At 30.2% G+C, this 21,528-nt stretch carries 19 protein-coding genes and 1 pseudogene; 6 read left to right on the forward strand and 14 right to left on the reverse strand.

Annotated features, from left to right (window positions below; genetic code table 11):
• Nucleotides 1–185: 185 nt before the first annotated feature.
• The 3 genes from RWL85_RS03405 (at nt 186) to RWL85_RS03415 (ending at nt 2,798) form a co-directional block, all read left to right on the forward strand.
• Nucleotides 186–1,049 carry an ROK family protein gene (locus RWL85_RS03405; protein WP_314085028.1) on the forward strand — a complete coding sequence of 288 codons (864 nt, stop codon included), beginning with the start codon at nt 186–188 and terminating at the stop codon, nt 1,047–1,049.
• Between the two features lie 332 nt (nt 1,050–1,381).
• The gene (locus RWL85_RS03410; protein WP_314085030.1) at nt 1,382–2,080 is read left to right on the forward strand and encodes a GntR family transcriptional regulator; all 699 of its coding nucleotides are present in this window, start codon (nt 1,382–1,384) and stop codon (nt 2,078–2,080) included.
• Nucleotides 2,081–2,099: 19 nt separating this feature from the next.
• Nucleotides 2,100–2,798, forward strand: a complete 699-nt coding sequence (locus tag RWL85_RS03415; RefSeq protein ID WP_314085032.1) for an N-acetylmannosamine-6-phosphate 2-epimerase — start codon at nt 2,100–2,102, stop codon at nt 2,796–2,798.
• A 43-nt stretch (nt 2,799–2,841) separates the two neighbouring features.
• Here the strand turns inward: RWL85_RS03415 and RWL85_RS03420 are convergent, their stop codons facing one another.
• Together RWL85_RS03420 and RWL85_RS03425 are read right to left on the reverse strand one after the other, a co-directional pair.
• The gene (locus tag RWL85_RS03420; RefSeq protein ID WP_060913385.1) at nt 2,842–3,132 is read right to left on the reverse strand and encodes a PspC domain-containing protein; all 291 of its coding nucleotides are present in this window, start codon (nt 3,130–3,132) and stop codon (nt 2,842–2,844) included.
• A 254-nt stretch (nt 3,133–3,386) separates the two neighbouring features.
• A complete protein-coding gene (locus RWL85_RS03425) occupies nt 3,387–3,830 on the reverse strand; it encodes a MepB family protein (RefSeq protein WP_314085034.1) in 444 nt (147 codons plus the stop codon).
• A gap of 713 nt (nt 3,831–4,543) precedes the next feature.
• Between RWL85_RS03425 and RWL85_RS03430 the strand changes: the two genes are divergently transcribed.
• The 3 genes from RWL85_RS03430 to RWL85_RS03440 are packed head-to-tail and all read left to right on the forward strand — an operon-like array spanning nt 4,544 to nt 7,003.
• Complete coding sequence (locus tag RWL85_RS03430) at nt 4,544–5,260, forward strand: ABC transporter ATP-binding protein (protein WP_048803554.1); 717 nt, start codon at nt 4,544–4,546, stop codon at nt 5,258–5,260.
• Nucleotide 5,261: 1 nt separating this feature from the next.
• Nucleotides 5,262–6,344, forward strand: a complete 1,083-nt coding sequence (locus RWL85_RS03435) for an ABC transporter permease (protein WP_314085037.1) — start codon at nt 5,262–5,264, stop codon at nt 6,342–6,344.
• A gap of 20 nt (nt 6,345–6,364) precedes the next feature.
• Complete coding sequence (locus RWL85_RS03440; protein WP_314085039.1) at nt 6,365–7,003, forward strand: helix-turn-helix domain-containing protein; 639 nt, start codon at nt 6,365–6,367, stop codon at nt 7,001–7,003.
• 195 nt (nt 7,004–7,198) lie between these two features.
• Here RWL85_RS03440 and RWL85_RS03445 read toward each other — a convergent pair whose 3' ends face one another.
• From RWL85_RS03445 to RWL85_RS03500, 12 genes and pseudogenes are all read right to left on the reverse strand, one after another.
• A complete protein-coding gene (locus RWL85_RS03445; protein ID WP_314085041.1) occupies nt 7,199–8,809 on the reverse strand; it encodes an ABC transporter ATP-binding protein in 1,611 nt (536 codons plus the stop codon).
• Entirely contained in the window at nt 8,809–10,530 is a 1,722-nt protein-coding gene (locus RWL85_RS03450; RefSeq protein WP_314085043.1) for an ATP-binding cassette domain-containing protein, read from the reverse strand. The genes RWL85_RS03445 and RWL85_RS03450 overlap by 1 nt, the downstream gene beginning before the upstream one ends.
• Nucleotides 10,531–10,971: 441 nt before the next feature.
• Nucleotides 10,972–11,388, reverse strand: coding sequence for a type II toxin-antitoxin system HicB family antitoxin (locus RWL85_RS03455; protein WP_304096556.1), 417 nt, complete (start codon nt 11,386–11,388; stop codon nt 10,972–10,974).
• A 36-nt stretch (nt 11,389–11,424) separates the two neighbouring features.
• Nucleotides 11,425–11,616: a type II toxin-antitoxin system HicA family toxin gene (locus RWL85_RS03460; protein ID WP_304096555.1), complete on the reverse strand. Its 192-nt coding sequence runs from the start codon at nt 11,614–11,616 to the stop codon at nt 11,425–11,427.
• A gap of 446 nt (nt 11,617–12,062) precedes the next feature.
• On the reverse strand, nt 12,063–13,634 hold the full coding sequence (locus RWL85_RS03465) for an ABC transporter ATP-binding protein (protein WP_314085046.1): 1,572 nt from the start codon (nt 13,632–13,634) through the stop codon (nt 12,063–12,065).
• A 357-nt stretch (nt 13,635–13,991) separates the two neighbouring features.
• A complete protein-coding gene (locus RWL85_RS03470) occupies nt 13,992–14,849 on the reverse strand; it encodes a nucleotidyl transferase AbiEii/AbiGii toxin family protein (RefSeq protein WP_314085048.1) in 858 nt (285 codons plus the stop codon).
• Nucleotides 14,846–15,445 carry a type IV toxin-antitoxin system AbiEi family antitoxin domain-containing protein gene (locus RWL85_RS03475; RefSeq protein WP_314085050.1) on the reverse strand — a complete coding sequence of 200 codons (600 nt, stop codon included), beginning with the start codon at nt 15,443–15,445 and terminating at the stop codon, nt 14,846–14,848. Before RWL85_RS03475 ends, RWL85_RS03470 begins: the two co-directional genes overlap by 4 nt.
• A 109-nt stretch (nt 15,446–15,554) precedes the next feature.
• Nucleotides 15,555–17,579: an ABC transporter permease gene (locus tag RWL85_RS03480; RefSeq protein WP_314085052.1), complete on the reverse strand. Its 2,025-nt coding sequence runs from the start codon at nt 17,577–17,579 to the stop codon at nt 15,555–15,557.
• A 1-nt stretch (nt 17,580) separates the two neighbouring features.
• On the reverse strand, nt 17,581–18,333 hold the full coding sequence (locus tag RWL85_RS03485; RefSeq protein ID WP_274459688.1) for an ABC transporter ATP-binding protein: 753 nt from the start codon (nt 18,331–18,333) through the stop codon (nt 17,581–17,583).
• 244 nt (nt 18,334–18,577) lie between these two features.
• Nucleotides 18,578–19,564 carry a sensor histidine kinase gene (locus RWL85_RS03490; RefSeq protein ID WP_314085055.1) on the reverse strand — a complete coding sequence of 329 codons (987 nt, stop codon included), beginning with the start codon at nt 19,562–19,564 and terminating at the stop codon, nt 18,578–18,580.
• Nucleotides 19,564–20,232, reverse strand: coding sequence for a response regulator transcription factor (locus tag RWL85_RS03495; RefSeq protein ID WP_314085057.1), 669 nt, complete (start codon nt 20,230–20,232; stop codon nt 19,564–19,566). Before RWL85_RS03495 ends, RWL85_RS03490 begins: the two co-directional genes overlap by 1 nt.
• Nucleotides 20,233–20,574: 342 nt before the next feature.
• Nucleotides 20,575–21,468 (reverse strand): annotated as a pseudogene (locus RWL85_RS03500) (O-acetylhomoserine aminocarboxypropyltransferase/cysteine synthase family protein); the annotation flags it as partial.
• Nucleotides 21,469–21,528 lie beyond the last annotated feature (60 nt).

Consider the following 21,528-nt stretch of genomic DNA (forward strand, 5'->3'; position numbering starts at 1 on the left):
GTAAATTTTAATAACTACATGTTCATTATACACCAATTAGTATTCTTTATATAGTAAATAAGTTGTAATTTTTTTCAGGAAACTGTTTTCAAAAAATTAATTTTATGGTAATATATCGTTGTATAGAAATTTTGAAATAACAAAATTAAAGATTATTAAATCTTAATTTAGAAAGTAGGTATATTATGTTATTAGGTATTGATATTGGTGGTACAAGTATAAAATTTGCTATTTTTGATGACAATCATAAGATTGTACATTACGAAACTTGTAAAACACCTGACAATGTTACTGTAAAAATCACTGACGAGATGTTTAGAATCGCTAGCAAGATTCGTGAAACTTACAACTTCACTGCTGCTGGTATCTCTGCAGCTGGTGTAATCGACAATGTTCACATGGAAGTAATCCGTTCTGCTCCAACTATTAAAAACTATCTTGGGACTAACTTCAAACGTGATTTTGGGGATAGATTAGGTATTCCTGTATATGCTGATAACGATGTGAACTGTGCTTTACTTGGTGAACAATGGCTTGGTGGAGCTAAAGGGTTAGACGAAGTATTCTGTATGGCTTTAGGAACTGGAATCGGTGGTGCTTACTATCTAAACAGTCTACCTTTCGGATCAAACTTTGGTGTAGGGGAAATTGGACAATCTGTTTATGATTTCGACACTAAAACTACTTATGAACAACGTGCTTCTACTATCGCATTAGATAGAAAAATTAAGGCTGAGATGTATGAAGGGTTAAGTGTTATCGAATTCTTCGATCTTTGCAAACGTGAAGATGCTAGTGCCTTAAAAGTGCTAGATGCGTGGTTATTCGAGCTTGCTCGTGGTATTGTTAACTTACTATGTATCTTAGATCCTAAATACATCGTAATTGGAGGTGCTGTTTCTGCTCAAGGTGATTATTTATTAAACAAACTTGAGGCTAAAGTTCGTGAACTTCACCCAATCGAAAATAACCAAACTAAATTCCTAGCAGCTTCTCTAGGAAATGATGCTGCTCTTTATGGTGCTATTAGCCCATTTGTGCAAAAATAGAATGTTAAAATTTTAATCTCTCTTGGTGATAGCTCCCGAAATTTGTCAAAATTTGGGGGCTATCACCCTTTACTTGACGTAAGGATGGATGTTTTCAATAATTATATATTATAAGTCTGTGGTTCAGGTTGTATTCCTCTCATATATAATAAGCTGCTTTTTATCGATATCATAGTTAATCACTTCATTCTATTGTAATCGTTTAATTTTTTTTACAAATTTCTAATTTTTTTCTTTACAAAGTCCTGCTTTAATGATAATATAAATTTAAATTAACACATTAAATTTTAATAAACATATTTTTATAAATTATTAGTCAGGGAGGGATCAACTTGAAAAAATACGAAAAGATTATTAACGACATCATCTTAAAGATACAAACCGGTATTTTTAAAGAAGGTGAACAACTCTATACAGAAAAAGAGATAAAAGAAATATATAATGTTAGTAGTACTACTGCCGTACGTGTACTTAACGAACTTGAAACTGCAGGATATATTTTTAGAATTCAAGGTAAGGGAAGTTTCGTAAATAAAACTTTAGTTAATAAGAAAGTTTTAGTCACAGAAAATAACAACTTCCATAAACACTTTAAAGAATCAGTATCTGAACACGCTGAAGTTATCGAAGCTGAAATTATTCAAGATAAAGAACTTTGTAATAAATTAAAATTAAAAAATCAAAAACTTCTGAAAGTTGCTCGTATTAAGTATATCGGTAATATTGTTTGGGCTCATCAAACTAACTATATCCCACTTAAATATTTACCTGATGTTAATATTAACGACATCGACAGTTTTAAAGAACTTGCTACTATGATTAGAAAAAAATATCGTATCGATATTCACCAAGAAAAATCTGAAAAAACTATGCAAGTTATAGTTGATACTCCTGAAGAAATTGCTAAGTACATCTCAGACGAACCGTGTTTTGAGTTTGATAGGTACACTTACTTTGCAGATGGTAAAATTTTTGAATATGTAAAAATATATATAAATTACAAATACTATAGCTTAACTATTAAAGATTAAGCTCTGATTGGAGTTAACTATGAATAAAAAAGAAAAAATCTTAAACCAAATTAAAGGCGGAATTATCGTTTCTTGTCAGGCTTTACCAGGTGAACCACTATATGTTGAAGAAGGTGGTGTCATGAAACTTATGGCTCTTGCAGCTAAACAAGCTGGAGCTGTTGGTATTCGTGCTCAGGGCGTTACTGACATAATTCAAATTAAAGAAACAGTAGATCTACCAGTTATCGGAATTATTAAACAAAGTTACGAGGGTATGTCTCAATTTATCACAGCTACTATGAAAGAAGTAGATGCACTTGTAGCAACAGGTTGTGAAATAATCGCCTTAGATTGCACTTTACGTCCTCGTTTTGATGGAACAACAATCAATGATTTTATTGCTGAAATCAAATCTAAGTATCCTGATATTGTTTTAATGGCAGATATCGCAACTTTTGAAGAAGGTGTAAACGCGGAAAAAATAGGTGTTGATTTCGTAGGAACTACCTTAAGTGGTTATACTGAAAACACTAAAGATAGACCAAATGAGGTGGATTTAGACCTTATTAAAAAATTATCTGAAACTATTTCTGTTCCAATCATCGCAGAAGGTCGTATCCACTACCCTGAGAATGCTAAAGCGGCTTATAACGCTGGAGCTTTCAGTGTAGTAGTAGGTGGAGCTATCACTCGACCTAAAGAAATAGCAGCTAGATTTATCGATGCAGTGAAATAAACAAAAAGTTCTAATTGACACTTGATCAATTAGAACTTTTTGTTTATTTTTCCCAAGCACGTCCATCGATGTAGCTTGAGTTTCTATAATTTTCTTTCATCGGTTTTACCGGCATTATTATCGATAACAGTATATATATCAATATTGGGCTACCGAATGAGAAAATACTCGCTAATAAGAATAGCACTCGTAAAAAACTAGCACTTATTCCAAATCTTTTACTTAAACCACTACATACCCCAGAGATTAAAGCTCCTTCGTATGATTTATACATCTCTTTATCTTCTAAAAAATTAAGAAATTTATTCCAAATTTTATTTAATCCATCTATCATAATAAATTCCTCCTGACTTTATTGTTGATATTTTATTATTCTGACTTTATAAATATTATATCACATTTCTATGATATATATTAACTATTGTACTCAAGCGACTTTAAACTAAGTTTATATTATAAGATTTTTAATAAACATCTTAAAAATGACATTAACAGTGAAATTCTTATCGAGCATAAAAACAAAATCGTTTGCGTATATATGAATCCACTAAAGATTTCATCAATATTTTTCTCCAAGAGTACCAAAAATTATTCTTGTGATTCAATTATTCTAAAAAATTTCAATTGCCATTTTTGTGCTTCTAGAGCTGTTTTATTTAAATCCGTAGACCAAGGTGGATAAAATCTCATAGCCATTTTTCCTTTGCTGTCTTTTGTCGAGAGAATTTTTTTACGGATAGCCTCATCATTTGGAATAATAAAAAGTCCTCTCTTATCGTTATCGATCACAACAATAACGAGTTCATTCCCTAGATCTTCATTAGTATATGGAATGTTCTTATTTCTTGAGTCTTTTTTCCAAAAGGCTGTAAAATATCCTTCTTTTTTTGGTGTTTTTTTTGCCAAGCGACATCTTTTGTATCCTTGCTCTTCCTTTATTTTGATAAGGATACTTTCGTATTTTTCATTCCACTTTTCTTTAATGAATTCAAAATCACCATAAAACTCATTTAGAACCTCAAGTATTTTCATTATGACGTACGTCCCCCTTAACAAAATTTTTTTCACTTGAATTACTGCATACCCCTGGTATAATACCCCTCGTATGATTTATAATCTTTTTATTTTCTAAAAACTTAATTCATATTTTATTATTCTGATCTTATAAATATTATATCATATTTATATGCTATATATTACTTGTTATACTCAGGTGACTCTAATCTAAGTTTATATTATAAGATTTTTAATAAATATCTCCAAAACCATATTATCTGTGAAATACTTATCTTAAAAAATAAAAGAACACTCCGAAGAATGTTCTTTCATTTTTTGACAAGAGTCTTAAAGGATGGACGGCGTACCCATCATCTCAGGTACTCTATAAAAGAGTGTGTAGAGAGCCTTTTCTACTTCAATAAGACTTTTTTTTATCTTTAATATTATAACAAATATTTTGGTTTGTCAAAATACTTGCCATTTATCCCCCTTTTTAAAATTTTTCAAATTTTCTTCTTGACAAGTGAGTGTTTACTCACTATAATATTGACTATAAGGTGAGTGTTTACTTACCAAAGATTTGAAATCTTATTTCTAATGGGATATTTCTTAGCACCTATTCTGAACTATATAATAATCGTAGTTCTAAAAACATTAGGTGAACTAATATTCCTCAAATAATCTCAGCTATATTTTTTTAATCATAGAGTAAGTGTTTACTCACTTCGGAAAGGAAGATAATTCTTATGAAAAAATTAATACAAATTACTTCATTATCAAAAAGCTTCGGGGATCAAAAAGTCCTTGATAACATTGATTTCAACTTAGAAAAAGGTGAAATTGTCGGCCTTATTGGCCCTTCTGGAGCTGGAAAATCAACATTAATAAAAACAATGCTCGGTATGGAAAAAGCGGATAAAGGTGAAGCTCTTGTTCTAGATAACAAAATGCCAAAAAGAGAGATTCTCTCTAATATTGGATATATGGCACAAAGCGATGCCCTTTATGAGATGCTTAGTGGCTATGAAAATTTAGAATTCTTTGGAAGAATGAAAGGTGTTCCTTCAAAACAACTAAAAGAAGAGATAACTTATGTAGCTAAAATTGTTGATCTGACCGATCACTTGAAAAAATCAGTATCGAATTACTCAGGTGGGATGAAACGCAGACTTTCACTCGCTATTGCACTAATCGGCAGCCCCGAGTTACTTATACTCGATGAACCTACTGTCGGTATAGACCCTAGCCTTCGTCGTAACATTTGGAAAGAATTGTTCAAGCAAAGGGATACTGGAGTTGGCATACTAGTAACAACTCACGTAATGGACGAAGCAGAACTTACAGACAAAGTTGGACTTCTTCTTCGTGGCGATATTATAGATTTTGACACACCAAAAAATCTAAAAGAAAAAAATAATGTTACTACTATCGAAGAAGTATTCTTAAAAGTGGAGGAAAAATAACATGAGAATTTTAACTATTTCAAAAAGAGTTTTTAAAGAATTTTTTAGAGATAAAAGAACTTTAGCAATGATGTTCGTTGCCCCAATTTTTATAATGTGGTTAATCAGCATAGTCTTTTCAGCAAATACAAATTCTGAAATTACTGTCGCTTCTGTAAACACTCCTCAAAGTGTCGTATCTATAATGAAAGATATCGATAACGTTCATCTAGAAGAATATCAATCAAAAGAAGCTGCTGAAGAAAAATTAAAAAATAATGAGATTGATACTGTAATTTCTTACGATAACAATACTTATACGGTAACTCACGCTAATATAGATTCTACTAAAACTATGCAAGCTCAACAAGTTTTAAAAAGTTCTATAAAAGCATCGGAAGTAAAAAACTTGGTAGAAGTTGTTAAAAAAGTGAATCCTAAATTAAGCGAAAACAAACAAGAACCTGAAGTTAAAGAATATTATAATTATGGTAATGCAGATTCAACATTTTTCAATAAAGTTGCACCTACTTTAATTGCTTATATCATATTCTTCTACGTATTTCTAATCTCTGGTATGGCACTATTAAAAGAACGTAATAGCGGAACTTTAGATAGACTTTTGGCAACTCCAGTAAAAAGAAGCGAGGTTGTCCTAGGTTATGTATTATCTTATAGCTCATTAGCTATAATTCAAACTATTATCGTCACTTTATCATCTGTATATTTATTAAATATTGAAGTTGCTGGAAATCCATTTTATGTTATAATAGTTAATGTATTATTAGCAATGGTTGCCTTAACATTAGGTTTACTGATCTCAACAGTTGCAAAATCAGAATTTCAAATGATGCAGTTCGTTCCGGTAATAGTTATTCCACAAATGTTCTTTTCAGGAATAGTATCTGTTGAGAGTATGGGAAAAATCGCTGTCTATATTAGTAAAATCTTACCTGTTACCTATGCTAGTGACGGTTTAAGCAAAATAATTTTAGAAGGTAAAAATCTTCTTGCAATTACAAATGATATAATAATTCTACTTGCACTTTGCATCCTTCTAATAATTCTTAATATTCTGGGCTTAAAACGATATAGAAAAGTTTAAAAAAACAATAGGAGACTCTTATGACTGAAAACATCTTAAAATCTTACTTTAGCATATCTCATGACGAAACCTTCCCACCTGGTAAGAAAAAAACAATAGAAGCTGCGATTAAATTATTCGCAAAACAAGGATACCACGGTACATCTACGCTTCAAATCGCTAAAGAAGCAGGCGTTAGTCAAGCAACAGTATTCAAATACTTTAAAACTAAAGAAGATTTATTACATTTAATAATAGTCCCTGTTATTCCTAAATTATTTTTAAATTTTCTAAAAAGAACTCAAAATACTAACTCACTTGAAGAATTAATCAGTTATGTTGTGGAAGATCGCATGGTTTTCCTAAAAGAAAATAAGGATATTGTAAAAATAATCTACTCAGAAATATTAACAAATGAAAATTTTAAAACACAACTTATTGACTCTTTAAAAATAACATTTGAAAAAATAGATTTCAAAGCTATATTACAAACATATAAAGAAAATAATCCTGAAGTTAACGAAAACTTATCGACAGCTGAGATAATTCGTTCATTCTCAGGACCTATCACTACGTACTCAGTCCAAAGATTTATTCTTTTTGAGAATATTCCATGTCCTACTGAGGAGCATGATCTACAATTTATTAAACAACAAATTTATAAAAACTTAACAAGGTAAGAAAAAGAGGAGCTTACCCAAAAGCCCCTAAAATTTAACAAAGTTCATATGAGAACTCATAGACGCAGTGGTTTATTGATATCTAAATTCGCTTTTTAAACGCTTTTTAGATATCTAATAAACTGTGCGGGGGTGACTCTAAAAAAATCGCGATTTCTCCGAAATCACGATTTTTGAGTCACTCCCTCTTTTTTTCTATTCACCTAATCTAATTACCTTGTCACATATTGATAATGTTGATTTATTATGTGAAATTATTATTGTTATCTTGTCTTTTTTACTTTCTTCTAAAGCTTTTAGCACTTCGATTTCACTGAAGATATCGATGTTCGCTGTTGCTTCATCAAGAATCAGAAGTTTACTATCATTGTAGAATGAACGAGCTACTGATAAACGTTGTTTTTGACCTGAACTTATGTTCGAACTTCTCTCACCAACGATTTCATTTTCACGGCGTTTTAAGTTATCCACAAAACCTCTTAAATTAGTTTTTCTTAACGATGCATCCAACTCTTCTTTATCTAAATCTTCTTCGAAGAATGTAAGGTTATCTTTAATTTTTGCATTGAATAAGTAACTATCTTGCAGAATTATCGAGCTATTTTCTCTAAAATAACGGTTATCTATGTCTCTTAGATCAATACCATCGATAGTGATATTACCTTCCATATTTTCATCTGAGATAAATTTCATAATAAGTTTCGCTATTGTAGATTTACCACAACCACTAGGTCCACTTAATCCGATAATCTCACCTTTTTTCACGTCGAAGCTTAGATTATCCACTACAGTATTATCAGCGTAACGATATGTTAAGTTCTCAACTTTAAGTTCGTTAAAATCAACAACTACTCCACTATTTTCCGCTTCTTCTGATGTATTCATAAGCTCTAAAAATCTCTTTCCACTAGCCATCGTCTGACTTAATGTTGAAGCAAGGTTCCCCATGTATAAAATAGGAATAAACGATACGATAAACATCGCAACTAATGAAACAGTTACAAACTGACTATCAAGTGAAGATGCCACGTAGATAAATACCAACACCCCGATATTATAAGTTACAACATTTAGCACATTCAAATCTACTAAAAATTTATTTTTAAGATATGAACTTCTTGTCAGTTCTTCTGTTTCGATATCAATATTACGTTTTGCTTCATCAATTTTTCCATATTGTAATGTTTCAAAAATTCCATAAGCTTCTTCTGATGAATTGTTGTTTACTTGAGTCAATTTACGACGATAATTTTCACCAACATCTTGCCCAACATTTCTAAAACTTAACGGATATACAAGTCCAATTACAATATAAATTATTAATGCTACTAATGCTAATTTCACACTAAAGAATAATAGGAAGAAACTAACTACTAAACTTTGCACTATATAAATCATAAACGGTGTTATCGTATGTGCGTAGAAAACTTCTAATAATTCAATATCAGTCGTAATCATCGTCATGTAATCACCTGAAGTATTTTTCGTAAAATTATCGACAGAAATACGTTTAAATTTTTCTAAAACTTTAACACGTAGGGCATGTAATACTTTGAATGCTACGTAGTGATTTAAAAGTTGCTCAGTATAGCTGAATAACCCTTTTAACACGGCTAAAGCAAAGATTACTACAAATAAAATTACAGCTATTGTCGTTATTTTTGTTAAAAAGAATAACGAGATGAAGTAGGTAAATACAACAAGTGTCAAATGTCCTAAGCTTCCGAATAAAGTCGCTCTAAGCAATGGACGTTTAAAATCTTGAGCAATAGCTAACAGTTGTTTTAATTCTCTTAATGATGTCATTACTCTACCTCCTTAGCTAAAAATTTCGATTTCAGTTGTTGTTGGTCTGTAAACAATCTTCTATATAATGAATTTTCTTCAATCAGCTCATCATGTATTCCTTCTTCAATAATTTTCTTATCTTTTAGAACATAGATATTATCTGCATTTGTCACAGTCTCTAAATCGTGAGAAATAACAATGATAATTTTTCCTTCTTTAATTGAATCGAAAGCATTAAGCACGATTTCTTTACTGTAATCATCAATATTCGATACAGCTTCATCAAGTATATATAGGTAAGAATCTTTCAAAATTGCTTTTGCTGCAAGTAGTCTTTGTTTTTGACCTCCAGAAAGATTCGAAGCTCCTATCGCAAGCTCATAATCTAGACCTCCGTGTTCTTCTACGAAATCTCTAAGATTAACTTTTTCTAATGCATTGTACATTTCTTCTTCAGTTATATTTTTACGAATACTTAAATGCTCTCTTACAGTACCTTTAACTAAGTAACTATCATTAGTAATAAGTGTCGTAATTTTAGCCATCTCTCTAGTAGGAATACTATCGATATTGAAGTTATCATATTTTATACTTCCGCTATAGTTAGAATTTAAACCTAAGATTAGTTTGATAATAGTAGACTTACCACTTCCACTTTCTCCTACTAATGCTGTTTTCGTACCAGGTTTAAATATCATATTAATATTTTCTAAAGTCGTCTCCTCACCATATGAGAAGCTTACATTGTTCAGAACAATATTCTTTCCAGCTTCTACCTCGATAGTCTCGTCTTTTTCTTGTTCTGAATGATCAAGAAGTTTATAGATATTATCTAACTCAACATTCCCTTTCATCGAAATATGGAACAAGCCACCTAAAGCACGTAACGGTTTAAAACATTCTAGAGAAGCTACGATTACGAAAACAATAAGTTTCTGATCTTTCACCGCAAAAATAGCAATAATCGATAAAACAAAAATAGAAATATAAGTAATAGCGTCCATCACATTAATAGAATTAAGTTGGTGACGAAGTAACGCCATCGTTGATTTTCTATATTTGGCACTACGAGTATCAACATCACCCGCTACATTATCTTCTTTACCGTAAATTTTTGCCGTTGTGAAACCTGATAATCTATCATAGAATACTTCAGATAAACTTAAGAAGTCACTGAAGTTCTTTTTATTAGCCTTTTTCGACTTCTTAATAATAATCATAATAGAAACAGGAATAAGTGGATATAGTAATAACATCGCTATAAATAGTAAGATATGAATCTTCCCATAAATCACAAACGAACTAAGTACTATAAATAACGTCGCAAACATCTGCGGTACAAACTTATTGAAATAAAACTCGATGTTCACAATCGATGAAGAATTCATCACAAGAAGACTACCAGTATTTACTGCTTCTGTGTAATTTAGTGAAAGTTTTTCTACTTTGTTGTAAATCTCTTTCCTTAATGTATTTCTAACCTGTTTAGAAATTTTGTGACTGAAGTAATTATCCCCAGTTGTAGCTCCGTAATACACTACTAAACCTACCACCGTCTTTAGGATAAACCCTAGTACAGCACCGCTTCTACTCTCTTCACCTAGTGAATAAAATAGAAAATCTACGAAGTTGTAGATAAAAAATAGCGAGCACCAAAAGGCAACAAGTTTAAGAATCGCTACGAGATATACTTCTTTTTTGATATTGAAGAGAGCCATCGCTCTACCATCTATCTTCATAATATCTCCTTATTTAATTTCAAATTTAGATTTATTTACACAAAAAGAGTAAAAAATAGTAATGTGGGCTTTTAGTTGTTTTTATAAAAATCCAGCATTCACTCTTTTTATGAAAAAGGTCCTAGTTACCTGCGTTGATATTAATTATCAATTACACCTTTTTTATTATACTATATAGATAAATTAAAAGATAGCTTTAAAGTTTATTGTTACGAAAATGTTCAAAAATATAGATAATGTTCGTAAAGTAGAGTTTTAGATTTATTCTAGATATTTATAATTTTCATTCTGTTGTTCTCTATGAGAGGACGAATACTGCAAAGTCTTTTTCTGAGCTGTCTTTCTCGAACGAACACTTTCCTGCCATTTTACTCGTTGTGTGTCCATTAGAAAAAGACAACAACTCAGTTTTATTATTTTACTGAATTGCTGTCTTCATATTTACATACTAAATTCTTCTTTTAACGCTTCTTGTAATAATTGGCTGACGTTTATGTTATTTCTTTTTGCTAACTCATTTAGATAACTAGGTATCGATACATTTCTTCTTACTGTTTTTACTTCTGATTTTCTTGCATATTCCAACATATCAACACCAACTAAACTCACAAAACTAGCCTCTTTTATTGAGAACTCATCTACTTCAATTTCTAAATCTTTTATATCTCTTGCTATCGGAAACTCTTTTCCATCAATATAATACTCATACAACCAAGCACCTAAATAATCACTGGCCATAAAAAATGCATCTTTTAAATCTTCTCCTTCAGTAGCACCAAAATCTAAATCAGGGAAAACCACTGTATATCCGTCATTCTCTATATTTTTATAAAATATAGCAGGATAGACTACATTCATAATAATACCTCCTATTATTAAAATAAGGAGCGGGAACTATTTCAATCCCGCCTGTTTCAAGATCCTATGCTCTAGACCTTTTCCTAAAGCACGATTATGAAACGGAACTTGTGTTACCCTACCAGTCTTAGGATTCCTAAACTTTCTATGCGAACCATCTCCACTTTTTACATAAATGAAGCCATTTGCTTCTAAAAGCTTAATCATCTCTTTAGATGTCATTGGCATTGTATTGTCCTCCTTATTTTTATTATACACACTTATACACATTAATTCAAGTAGAAGGTGTATCACTCGCAATTTTTATTCTTACATATTTCTTTATTTCTAAAGTCTAACAGCATAATTGGCTTACGTTTATGTTATTTCTTTCTATGACTTTATGTTATAATAAAAAAGAACGGTTGGGACGCCGTCTACCCTTTTGGGAAATATTAAAGATTACTTACGCTTTGGGTTGCCGCCCTTAGCGTTTTTCTTTTGCTCCTGAAAATATTTTAAAATATCAATCCTGAAACGACTTTTCTTTTAATTACTTTTGTTCTTATCTTCTCCTTCTCGTTAGAAGAAAAATCCATGTCTACACAATAAAAAAGAAGGTTTAGAGATGACTCAAAAAAATCTTGTTTCTTAAGAAATTACGATTTTTGAGTCACTCCCACCCTCTTTTTCATCTAGCTACCTAATGTTATTACTTTATCTGCTAAGTTTTCAATTTTTTCACTATTTCTATGAGTTATCATAATAACTGTAGATTCTTTGTCTTTTAATATTATTTCCTCAATATCATCTGCCAACTTACTGTCTAAGTTCGCCGTACCTTCATCGATTATGAATACATCTTTTTTATGATATAAACTTCTCGCTAGTCCTAATCGTTGCAACTGTCCACCTGATAAAGCTAAGTTTTTATTGTCTAGTATTGTATTTTCTTTTTCTTCTAAATTATCAACCACATCAACTAACTTACAATTTTCCAGAACTTCTCTAAACAACTTATCGTTATATTCTTTGTTTAAAATAATATTATCCTTAATCGATAAATTTAATAATTGTACTTTTTGATTCATAGTAGAAATTGCCGATTTAATATCAAATTGTTTTAATTCTCTATTATCCCATTCTACACTACCTTCATAGTTCTTCAAATCACCATTTAAAATATTTATCAATGTTGATTTTCCACTACCACTTTTACCTTTTATTAAATATTTCTTGTTTTTCTCGAAAGTTAAATTAGGAAATTCTACCGTCTTATCTGGATAGTTATATTTAACATTAGAAACTACAATCGCCTTATCTAATTTTTCGACTCTCGGTAAACTTTTCTCTTCTTTAATTTCTGGGTACTTATTCAGTAACTCATTAGCAGAAGCGAAATTCGGATATAGTTCGATTACTTTTGTCAATCCTCCAAAGAATTCCCCTGTATAACCTGATATCGCAAATATCATCGCAAATTCAATATACCCTTTATATGCGAAATATCCCGCTATGAAAATCAATGCAATTTGGTTACCTGCATTTATTGTCACATTCAATCCTTGTAAAGTCATAATAGATTTTTTTCTATTAACTTTAGCATTTTTTATATTTTTTGAACCTACATTTACAATTCTATCTAATAAATTCAACGCAGAAAAGTTGTTTAGCATTTCTGAACTAGCCAGCGCATTCTCTAAATCCTTATTGAAATCTTCTGTAGCTTTTGAAATGTCTTTTGTCGTTATTTTTATCGCTTTGTTGAAATACTTAGGTAGAACCATCATTAATAAAGACAATGCAAGTGAGATAATAAATAACGTAATATTCACCTTAAGTAATGCAATTGTTGAGATAACAACTAAAGATATACTGTAAATCGCAAATAAACAATTAGCCGCATATTGCTCAAACTGCTGAATATCAGTAGTATTTAAAGCTATACATTCTGCTCCATTATTATGTTTCTCGTTATAAACTAACTTTTTCTTGAAATCTGCAATCGCTGTTTTTCTAAGACTTGTAGAAAAATTTTGAATCAATTTTTCAACGTATATCGCTCTGAAATAACCTAGTGTATTTAAAACAACATATATCAACATAACTGCAATAGTCGCCGACACCATAAATCTTAAATTTTTATCTACCGTCGCCTGGATAATCAAACTAAATCCATAAGACGTCGCAACCTGTGCTGCTGCGCATAATACCGTAATAATAAATACTAGTATGCTATATTTTTGTTTAAATAATAACTTAAACACGATTTTCACCCCTAATACTAACTTTTAAAATCCGTTTTACATTCTGACTCTAAAAGTATATTTATTGTATAAATTTTATCAGAGATAACAAATATAATCAATACAATTTATGAAAATTATCACATTTTATTTTCTAATTTTCAGATTTTTTATCAAAATAACTTTTATTTTAACTCTAAAATAGCTTCTCAAACGAACTTTTGTTCTTACAAAATTAAATATGTAAGAACAAAAGTCCAAATGCAAATAAAAAGAAATAAACTCCAGATTTTTCCTCTGGAGTTTGTTTTCGTCTATTCTTTTATAATTCTATAGTAAATTTTTTATGTTATTGCATAAACTATTAGGACATTAAATTTACACCTCTTTTATTTCATCCAAATCTAATATATTTCCAATTTTCTCATATACCTCTACTGTATCTAAAAATTTTATATCCTTTGTATACGGATTATTCTTTGCATATCTGTCCCATATATTTTTTATTGTACGATTAATTTTAAATAGTTCTACTATTTCCTTATATTGTATAATTGCTTTCAAAGAACCTCTTTGTCTCGCTGTTTTTGCTATAGCTTCCACTAATATTTCTTGATTAATCTTACTATTATACATATTGTATATCATATATAAATCATAAAAATCACGAGCTCTTGTTGTTGTAATATTTCTACTTGAAATTGTTTCAAATTTCTCCGCAAGTATTGTCTCTATGGTGTATGTAATAATAGGAATTGTCCCTTCCTCTAATATTCTAGAGTAAGAATATTTAATTTCTCTAGGTGTAATAACGTCACCAGTCGTTATGTCTATATTTAATTTTGTATTAATTTTCCCGAATTTACACTCAATACTTGCACTAAAATCCTCATAGATATCAGCATTTCTTATCGGTGTTAGTTTTATCAATTTATAACTGATTTCTAAATCAATTTCTATATCTAAAATTTCATTAATTATTCTAGTAATAGTTTCTTCATTTACAGGAATACCTTTAATTGTGGTATCCATATCCATAGTACTTCTCATATCAACTCCTATAAGAGAAGAAACTAATAAGCCTCCTTTTAATATGAAATTCTCACTATATTCTGATTTAGATAGCTTTTCGAGTATTCCTTCAAAAAGACACATTTGTAGCAAAGAATTGGGATTTACACCTTTTTCTTTCGATATATTTCTAATAGCCCCTTTTATTTGTTCTGCTGTCTTCATAATAATACCTCCGTATAAGGTTTCAGCTGTTCTTCCATATTCATATACATGGCATATTTAGATAATTTTAATAAATCTTTATCTTCACCTCCAAAATATAATTTCATAGCTTCACTAAATACGCCAGAATCAACTCTATCTTTATCTCTTATAAGATCTAGTATAGTTTTTTCTTTATCATACACGCTAACTTCTCTACCGAATGGGCTGATTATTCTTTCCTTACCTAAATCATAATATTCTTTTTTACTATATTTAAAGGAAATATCATCCCTGTTTTTCTTAATTCTACTTACATTATCACCTTTCATTACCATCATAACATAGTTGAGTGGCATTCTTGTGGATAAACCTTGCAAGTAGGCTGCAGTTTCATGAGAGAATACTCCCTTTGGTATTCTATGAGAAAAATAAAGATACTCGTCTATTTCTTCATTAGTTAAGACGTATAATCCGTTCGCTACTTTTACTATTTCTTCATCATGCGTAAGTTTTTTTAACGTATCCTTATGGATTCCCAATGATAATGCATCTTTTGTTGTAATAATTCCATTATTTTCCTTCATTTTATTTAGTAGTAATTCTTTTTTACTCATCATTCCCACCGCCTTTTTGTTCTTACATTTTCTATTTTATAAGAACAAAAGTCCAAATGCAAATAAAAAGAAATAAACTCCAGATTTTTCCTCTGGAGTTTGTTTTCGTCTATTCTTTTATAATTCTATAGTAAATTTTTGATGTTATTGCATAAACTATTAGATAGAAGATTGCGAAGACTACGATTGTCACAGCAAGCGCCTGTAAGAATATGCTGCTATCTGTTATTAAGAATAATCTTAAGATTTTCTCGATAAATGGATATGCTACTATCGTGTGTAATGTCGCTATAATTAGCGGTGAGAAGAAGATTAACAATACTTGTGATTTTATTGATTGTTTAATCTGTTTATCTGTAATACCTACTTTTCTCATGATTTCAAAGTTTCCTTTATCTTCATATCCTTCTGAGATTTGTTTGTAGTACATGATTACCACTTGAGATGTTACAAATATTAAGCTTATGAACACTCCGATGAATAGGAATGATGCGAAGACTCCTCTGAATGTAAGTTTATTCTCATCTTTACCTTCAATTTCTATACCACTTTGTTTTTCTAATTTTTTAAAACTTTCGATTACCTTGGCTTCTTTAGTAGTGTCTTTAATATTAAATGCAACGTAGTTTTGAACTGTAGCTGTTCCAGTTGCTATACTTATTCCTCTACTATCTGGATTTTGTTTACTAAGTTCGTCCATTCTCGCAGCTAATTGTGTAGCTATTTTTTCTGCTTCTTTATCATCTTTTACAACAACGTAGTAAGTATCAATAATATTCGCTGCTGCTGAACCTATTGCTCCTGGAAACTCAGATAATTTTTCTTTAATTTTATAGTCGTTACCATTTAGAGAAATATTATTATGATTGTAGTTTCCTTTTTTATCGATATGTAATAAAATTTCGTTACTTTCTAATGTTATATTTTTATTAGCTGTCTTGTTATAATCTTTTAATTCAAGGACAACTATCATTTTAACATTACTTAAGTCTATACCTATATTTGATTCGAAATTAAATTTATCTTCAACTAATCTTCCTACTATAGGTACTGAATTATATGAAACCATATCTTCTACTTCAGTTCCCGCTTCTTTAGCTGATAATTTTGCATTATTTTCAATTTCTTTTAGTTTATCACTAGTAGAATGATAACCTGCGACCATTAATTGTCTTGGGAATCTCTCATTATAAGATTTTTCCATACCTGCATATAACGCCGATGTTGTTCCCATAGTTACTAGAACCATAGAAGATAATATACAGATATTCGCTAATCCTACTGCATTTCTCTTCATTCTGTATAATAAACCAGAAACGCTGATGAAGTTTTTAGGTTTATAGTAGAAATTTTTATTATTTTTCATAATTTTTAGTACTGTGATACTAACTGCCATAAACACTAAATATGTACCTATAATTACTGCAATTACCGCAAAGAAGAATACTGTTATTGCTTTTATAGGATTTTGTACAGTTTGGGCTGTGTAATAACCATAACCAATTAATGCTAAACCAATTATCGCTAAAATCCATCTAGCTTTCGGTTCTTTTTCACCTTTATTTTCATCTTTTAATAAGGCTACAATTCTAAGTCTAGCTATTTTTATAACAGTATAAAGTAATAATAATAAGTATACTCCTCCGAATAATAATACTGAGAATACTACAGCTATCGGTGTAATACTAAAACCGAAAGTAACCGTTGCTGAGAATAATTTCAATAGTATTAACAGCATAAGTTTATCGAATAAAATACCTAATCCAATACCTACTACTAAGGTAGTTATAGCGATAAAAATCGTTTCTAGCACTAAAATTTTCGCTATTTGTTTTTTTGTCATACCTAACACGGCATACAATCCAAATTCTCTCACTCTACGTTTTACTAAAAAACTGTAAGTGTAAAATAAGAATATTGTAGAAAAAATTGCTATTACAATTATTCCCAAACTTAACACCTGTTTAGTCGCCTCAATACCATTTGGAAGTTTGTTTAAGTTATCCCCAAATGCCAGAGATGACAAGATATAAAACGACATTATTGTGAAAATTGTAGATAATACATAAGGTATTATAAATCGTTTGTTTTTTACAAGGTTATTTAAAGCAAATTTGCTATAAAAGAAGCTCATCTTACTCACCTGCCTGCATTAAAGTTAGCGTATCATTAATTTTTTGGAACATTTCACTTGTAGTCGCATTCCCTTTTCTAAGTTCATGGAAAACTACTCCGTCTTTAATAAATAATACACGTTTAGCACGAGCTGCTGTTTTCACAGAGTGCGTAACCATAATTATTGTTTGTCCTGCATTATTAAGTTTTTCAAAAACTTCTAACAGTTGATCTGTTGATTTTGAATCCAATGCTCCTGTGGGTTCATCCGCTAAGATTAATGCTGGATTCGTAATAATCGCACGAGCTACAGCAACCCTTTGACGTTGACCACCAGATACTTCATATGGGAACTTATTGATTAACTTATCAATTCCTAAAGGTTTAGTTACTTTCTCTAATCTTTGTTCCATATCTTTATATTTTTTATTAGCTAGCACTAACGGTAATAAGATATTATCTTTTATAGAGAAATTATCCAGTAGGTTAAAATCTTGGAAGACAAATCCTAGATTGTCACGACGGAAATTCGCTAAGTCTTTATCTTTCAACTTGCTTAAATCTAAATTGTTTAAATTCACATTTCCTGATGTTGCTTTATCGAATGTTGCGATAATATTTAGTAAAGTAGTTTTACCACTTCCGCTCTCACCCATAATCGCTACATATTCACCATTATCTACTGCGAAATTTACATTTTTTAACGCTTCTGTACTTTGTGTACTTAATCTTGTTGTATAAACTTTTCTTACATTGTTGACTTCTAATAACATTTTTATCACTCCTAAATTCTTTTTATTTAATCTTCCTAGTTCGAACTTTTCTACAACTTCCTCGTTGTTTATACTTATATTCTACATTACTTTTCTTACAGATTCTATCGATTTTCCTTACAAAAAAGCTCCCAACCTTACACTTTTGTAAGATTGGGATATTTATTAGTTTCTATTTGCTATTGAAGTTACTTGAGTTTTTCCTATGAATATTCAACGTAATAAAATATCTTCATATCTAGCCCTAATCCCTCAAAGTATCTTCTTTCGGGAATGTTATTTCTACTCTAGTTCCTTCACCTACTTTTGAAGAAATTTCAATATGATGTCCTAGTTTATCTAAAGTTTTTTTACATAAATACAAACCTAAGCCGCTCGATTTTTTTTCATATCTTCCATTAAAACCTGTAAAACCTTTTTCGAAAATTCGAGGTAAATCTTCTTCTTTGATTCCTATCCCTTTATCTTCTATAACAAGTCTATTTTCATAGGTTTCTATAGTAATTTCTCCACCAGTGCTAGAGTACTTCACACTATTACCTAGTATTTGTTCGAAGGCAAAACCTAACCATTTTTTATCACTAATTACCATTGTTTCATGTGAAACATAGTTTAATTTTATTTTTTTGTTAATGAATATAGTCGCATATTTTTTCACACTATCTTTCACAACTTCATCAAGATTAGTCTTAGTTATAACGTAATCTGATGACGTGCTATCTAATCTTATATACGTCAGAACCATCTCAACATAACGTTCTATTTTAAACAATTCTTGCTGTAAGTTTTTCTGATCTACTTCTTCATTATCTAATAGAAAATTCATCGCAGCAATCGGCGTTTTTATCTGATGAATCCACATACTGTAGTAATCAACCATATCTGTATTTTTTTGTCGATTCTCCTGAGTTAATTTTTCTAATTCTTCATATAATTTCTCTATAATTTTATGATAATAATCAATCCTAATATCCAAACTCTTCGGTAAATCTTCACGATCATTAATTATATTTTTCTCTAGAAATTTTAATTTTTTATAACTCTTTCTGTAATTAATAAAATCCATCACGTTCCCAATAAGACCCGCTAAAAAACATAAACTTCCTGTATAAATTAAAGCTTCTAGTGGCAAATTATATAAATAAAACATAAAGAAAAATGTGGCAATAAAAACTACAAATAAAACATAAATTTTCGTGTTTTTCTTTAAATAACTTTTTAATATTTCCATTAGACGATATATCCTTTACCTTTTTTAGTAGTAATAAATTCATCTATTCCGATACTTTTTAATTTTGCACGAAGTCGATTTATATTAACAGACAAAGTATTTTCATCGATAAAGTTATCACTTTGCCACAAGGCGGTAATTATTTCTTCTCTTGTTACTATTTTCTCTCTGTTTTCTAATAATACTGTAAGAATTTTACTCTCATTTTTAGTTAATTCTACGTGATTATCTTGGAATTTCACCTCATCACGGCTCATATCAAAAATTACATCCTTATACACTACAAGATTCAAAGATCCACTAAAATTATAAACACGGCGGAGTAGTGCTTCAATTTTTGCCTTTAGGACAACTAACTTAAATGGTTTTTCTATAAAATCATCCGCACCGATATTCATAGCCATAACAATATTCATATCGTCATTCGCAGATGAAATAAAAATTATCGGCACTTTCGACAATTTCCTAATCTCTTCACAAAAATAATAACCATCAAAGTAAGGTAGGTTGATATCCATTAAAACCAAATCAGGTGATTGCTCCACAAATTCCTTAACCACATTTTGAAAATCTACAACTTCGTGTGTAGCATACTGCCACTTTTGTAAATATCCTGCTATAGAATTAGAAATTATCTCATCGTCTTCTACTATCATCACTTTATACATATGTTCACCCCTTAGCTACTATTATTACTAAAATTATATCATAAAGATATTTTATTTGATATATATCTACAAAAAATTAATATTATCTTTAAAATTTCTATCTTCAATAAAAAATAGAGATCACGCAGAAGTAGTATTATGCAATATTCACACTGTTTTGCTTCTATTTCAAACTTCTAGGTAATCTCTATTCAAAAAGAGAAAATTGTGGATTAAGATATTTTTAAGTATTAGTATTAAAATAAATGGATGTCAAGGGTGTTAAAAATTCTGTCTTAACCCACAAAATTTAATAAAATATTAATTATTTTAATCAAATGTTTCTTATGAAACTTTTCTCTATTAAATATTTTCTAATGCTAAACGTAAATCTTCAATTAAATCATCCGCATTTTCTAATCCAATTGATAATCTAATTTGCTCTGGAGTAATTCCAGTGTATAGTAATTCCTCTGGACTTAATTGACCGTGAGTCGTTGTCGCTGGGTGAATAGCTAAACTTTTCACATCTGCTACATTTGCTAAATTTGAGAAGATTTCTAAACTATCAATAACTTTACGCGCAGCTTCTTCTCCTCCTACTACATCAAATGAGAAGATTGATCCACTACCTTTAGACAGGTATTTTTTAGCTAGTTCATAGTATTTATTTCCTTCTAATCCTGGGTAGTTTATTGAAGCTACTTTAGGGTGTTTCGCTAGGAAGTCTATAACTTTTTGAGTATTTTCGATGTGACGTTCTACTCTTAAAGATAATGTTTCTAAACCTTGTAATAATAAAAATGCGTTAAACGGTGACAATGCTGCCCCTGTGTCTCGTAATAACTGTGTTCTTACGTTTGTAATGAACGCCGCAGCTCCTACATCTCTTGTATAACTTAAGTTGTGATAACTTGGATCTTCATCAACTAATTGTGGGAATTTTCCACTACCTTCCCAATCAAACTTACCACTATCAACGATAACCCCTCCGATTGATGTACCGTGTCCTCCAATGAATTTAGTTGCAGAGTGAATAATAATATCTACACCATAACTAAATGCATTGATTAAGTATGGACTAGCAAATGTGTTGTCAACCACTAATGGGATTTTATGTTTATGAGCAATTTCAGCCCATTTTTCTAAGTCTGCAACGTTTGCTAATGGATTTCCTAATGTTTCTACGAATAGAGCTTTAGTTTTATCAGTAATTGCTTGCTCAATTTCTTCAAAATTATCTGGATCAACAAAAGTTGATTCAGGCTGTTGACAAATGCAAAAAATGCATGAATCAACAGCCTATTTTTAATGAGA

The organism is uncultured Gemella sp., assembly GCF_963515875.1.
Taxonomy (GTDB): Bacteria; Bacillota; Bacilli; order Staphylococcales; family Gemellaceae; genus Gemella.

Excerpts from the sequence above, each read along its gene's own strand:
- RWL85_RS03475 (WP_314085050.1), bottom strand. The coding sequence starts at position 15,445 with ATGAGTAAAAAAGAATTACTACTAAATAAAATGAAGGAAAATAATGGA.
- RWL85_RS03495 (WP_314085057.1), bottom strand. The coding sequence starts at position 20,232 with ATGTATAAAGTGATGATAGTAGAAGACGATGAGATAATTTCTAATTCT.
- RWL85_RS03405 (WP_314085028.1), top strand. The coding sequence starts at position 186 with ATGTTATTAGGTATTGATATTGGTGGTACAAGTATAAAATTTGCTATT.
- RWL85_RS03420 (WP_060913385.1), bottom strand. The coding sequence starts at position 3,132 with ATGATAGATGGATTAAATAAAATTTGGAATAAATTTCTTAATTTTTTA.
- RWL85_RS03460 (WP_304096555.1), bottom strand. The coding sequence starts at position 11,616 with ATGCCAATGACATCTAAAGAGATGATTAAGCTTTTAGAAGCAAATGGC.
- RWL85_RS03450 (WP_314085043.1), bottom strand. The coding sequence starts at position 10,530 with ATGAAGATAGATGGTAGAGCGATGGCTCTCTTCAATATCAAAAAAGAA.
- RWL85_RS03485 (WP_274459688.1), bottom strand. The coding sequence starts at position 18,333 with ATGTTATTAGAAGTCAACAATGTAAGAAAAGTTTATACAACAAGATTA.
- RWL85_RS03490 (WP_314085055.1), bottom strand. The coding sequence starts at position 19,564 with ATGGAAATATTAAAAAGTTATTTAAAGAAAAACACGAAAATTTATGTT.
- RWL85_RS03415 (WP_314085032.1), top strand. The coding sequence starts at position 2,100 with ATGAATAAAAAAGAAAAAATCTTAAACCAAATTAAAGGCGGAATTATC.
- RWL85_RS03470 (WP_314085048.1), bottom strand. The coding sequence starts at position 14,849 with ATGAAGACAGCAGAACAAATAAAAGGGGCTATTAGAAATATATCGAAA.
- RWL85_RS03480 (WP_314085052.1), bottom strand. The coding sequence starts at position 17,579 with ATGAGCTTCTTTTATAGCAAATTTGCTTTAAATAACCTTGTAAAAAAC.
- RWL85_RS03455 (WP_304096556.1), bottom strand. The coding sequence starts at position 11,388 with ATGAATGTAGTCTATCCTGCTATATTTTATAAAAATATAGAGAATGAC.
- RWL85_RS03435 (WP_314085037.1), top strand. The coding sequence starts at position 5,262 with ATGAGAATTTTAACTATTTCAAAAAGAGTTTTTAAAGAATTTTTTAGA.
- RWL85_RS03425 (WP_314085034.1), bottom strand. The coding sequence starts at position 3,830 with ATGAAAATACTTGAGGTTCTAAATGAGTTTTATGGTGATTTTGAATTC.
- RWL85_RS03440 (WP_314085039.1), top strand. The coding sequence starts at position 6,365 with ATGACTGAAAACATCTTAAAATCTTACTTTAGCATATCTCATGACGAA.
- RWL85_RS03430 (WP_048803554.1), top strand. The coding sequence starts at position 4,544 with ATGAAAAAATTAATACAAATTACTTCATTATCAAAAAGCTTCGGGGAT.
- RWL85_RS03445 (WP_314085041.1), bottom strand. The coding sequence starts at position 8,809 with ATGACATCATTAAGAGAATTAAAACAACTGTTAGCTATTGCTCAAGAT.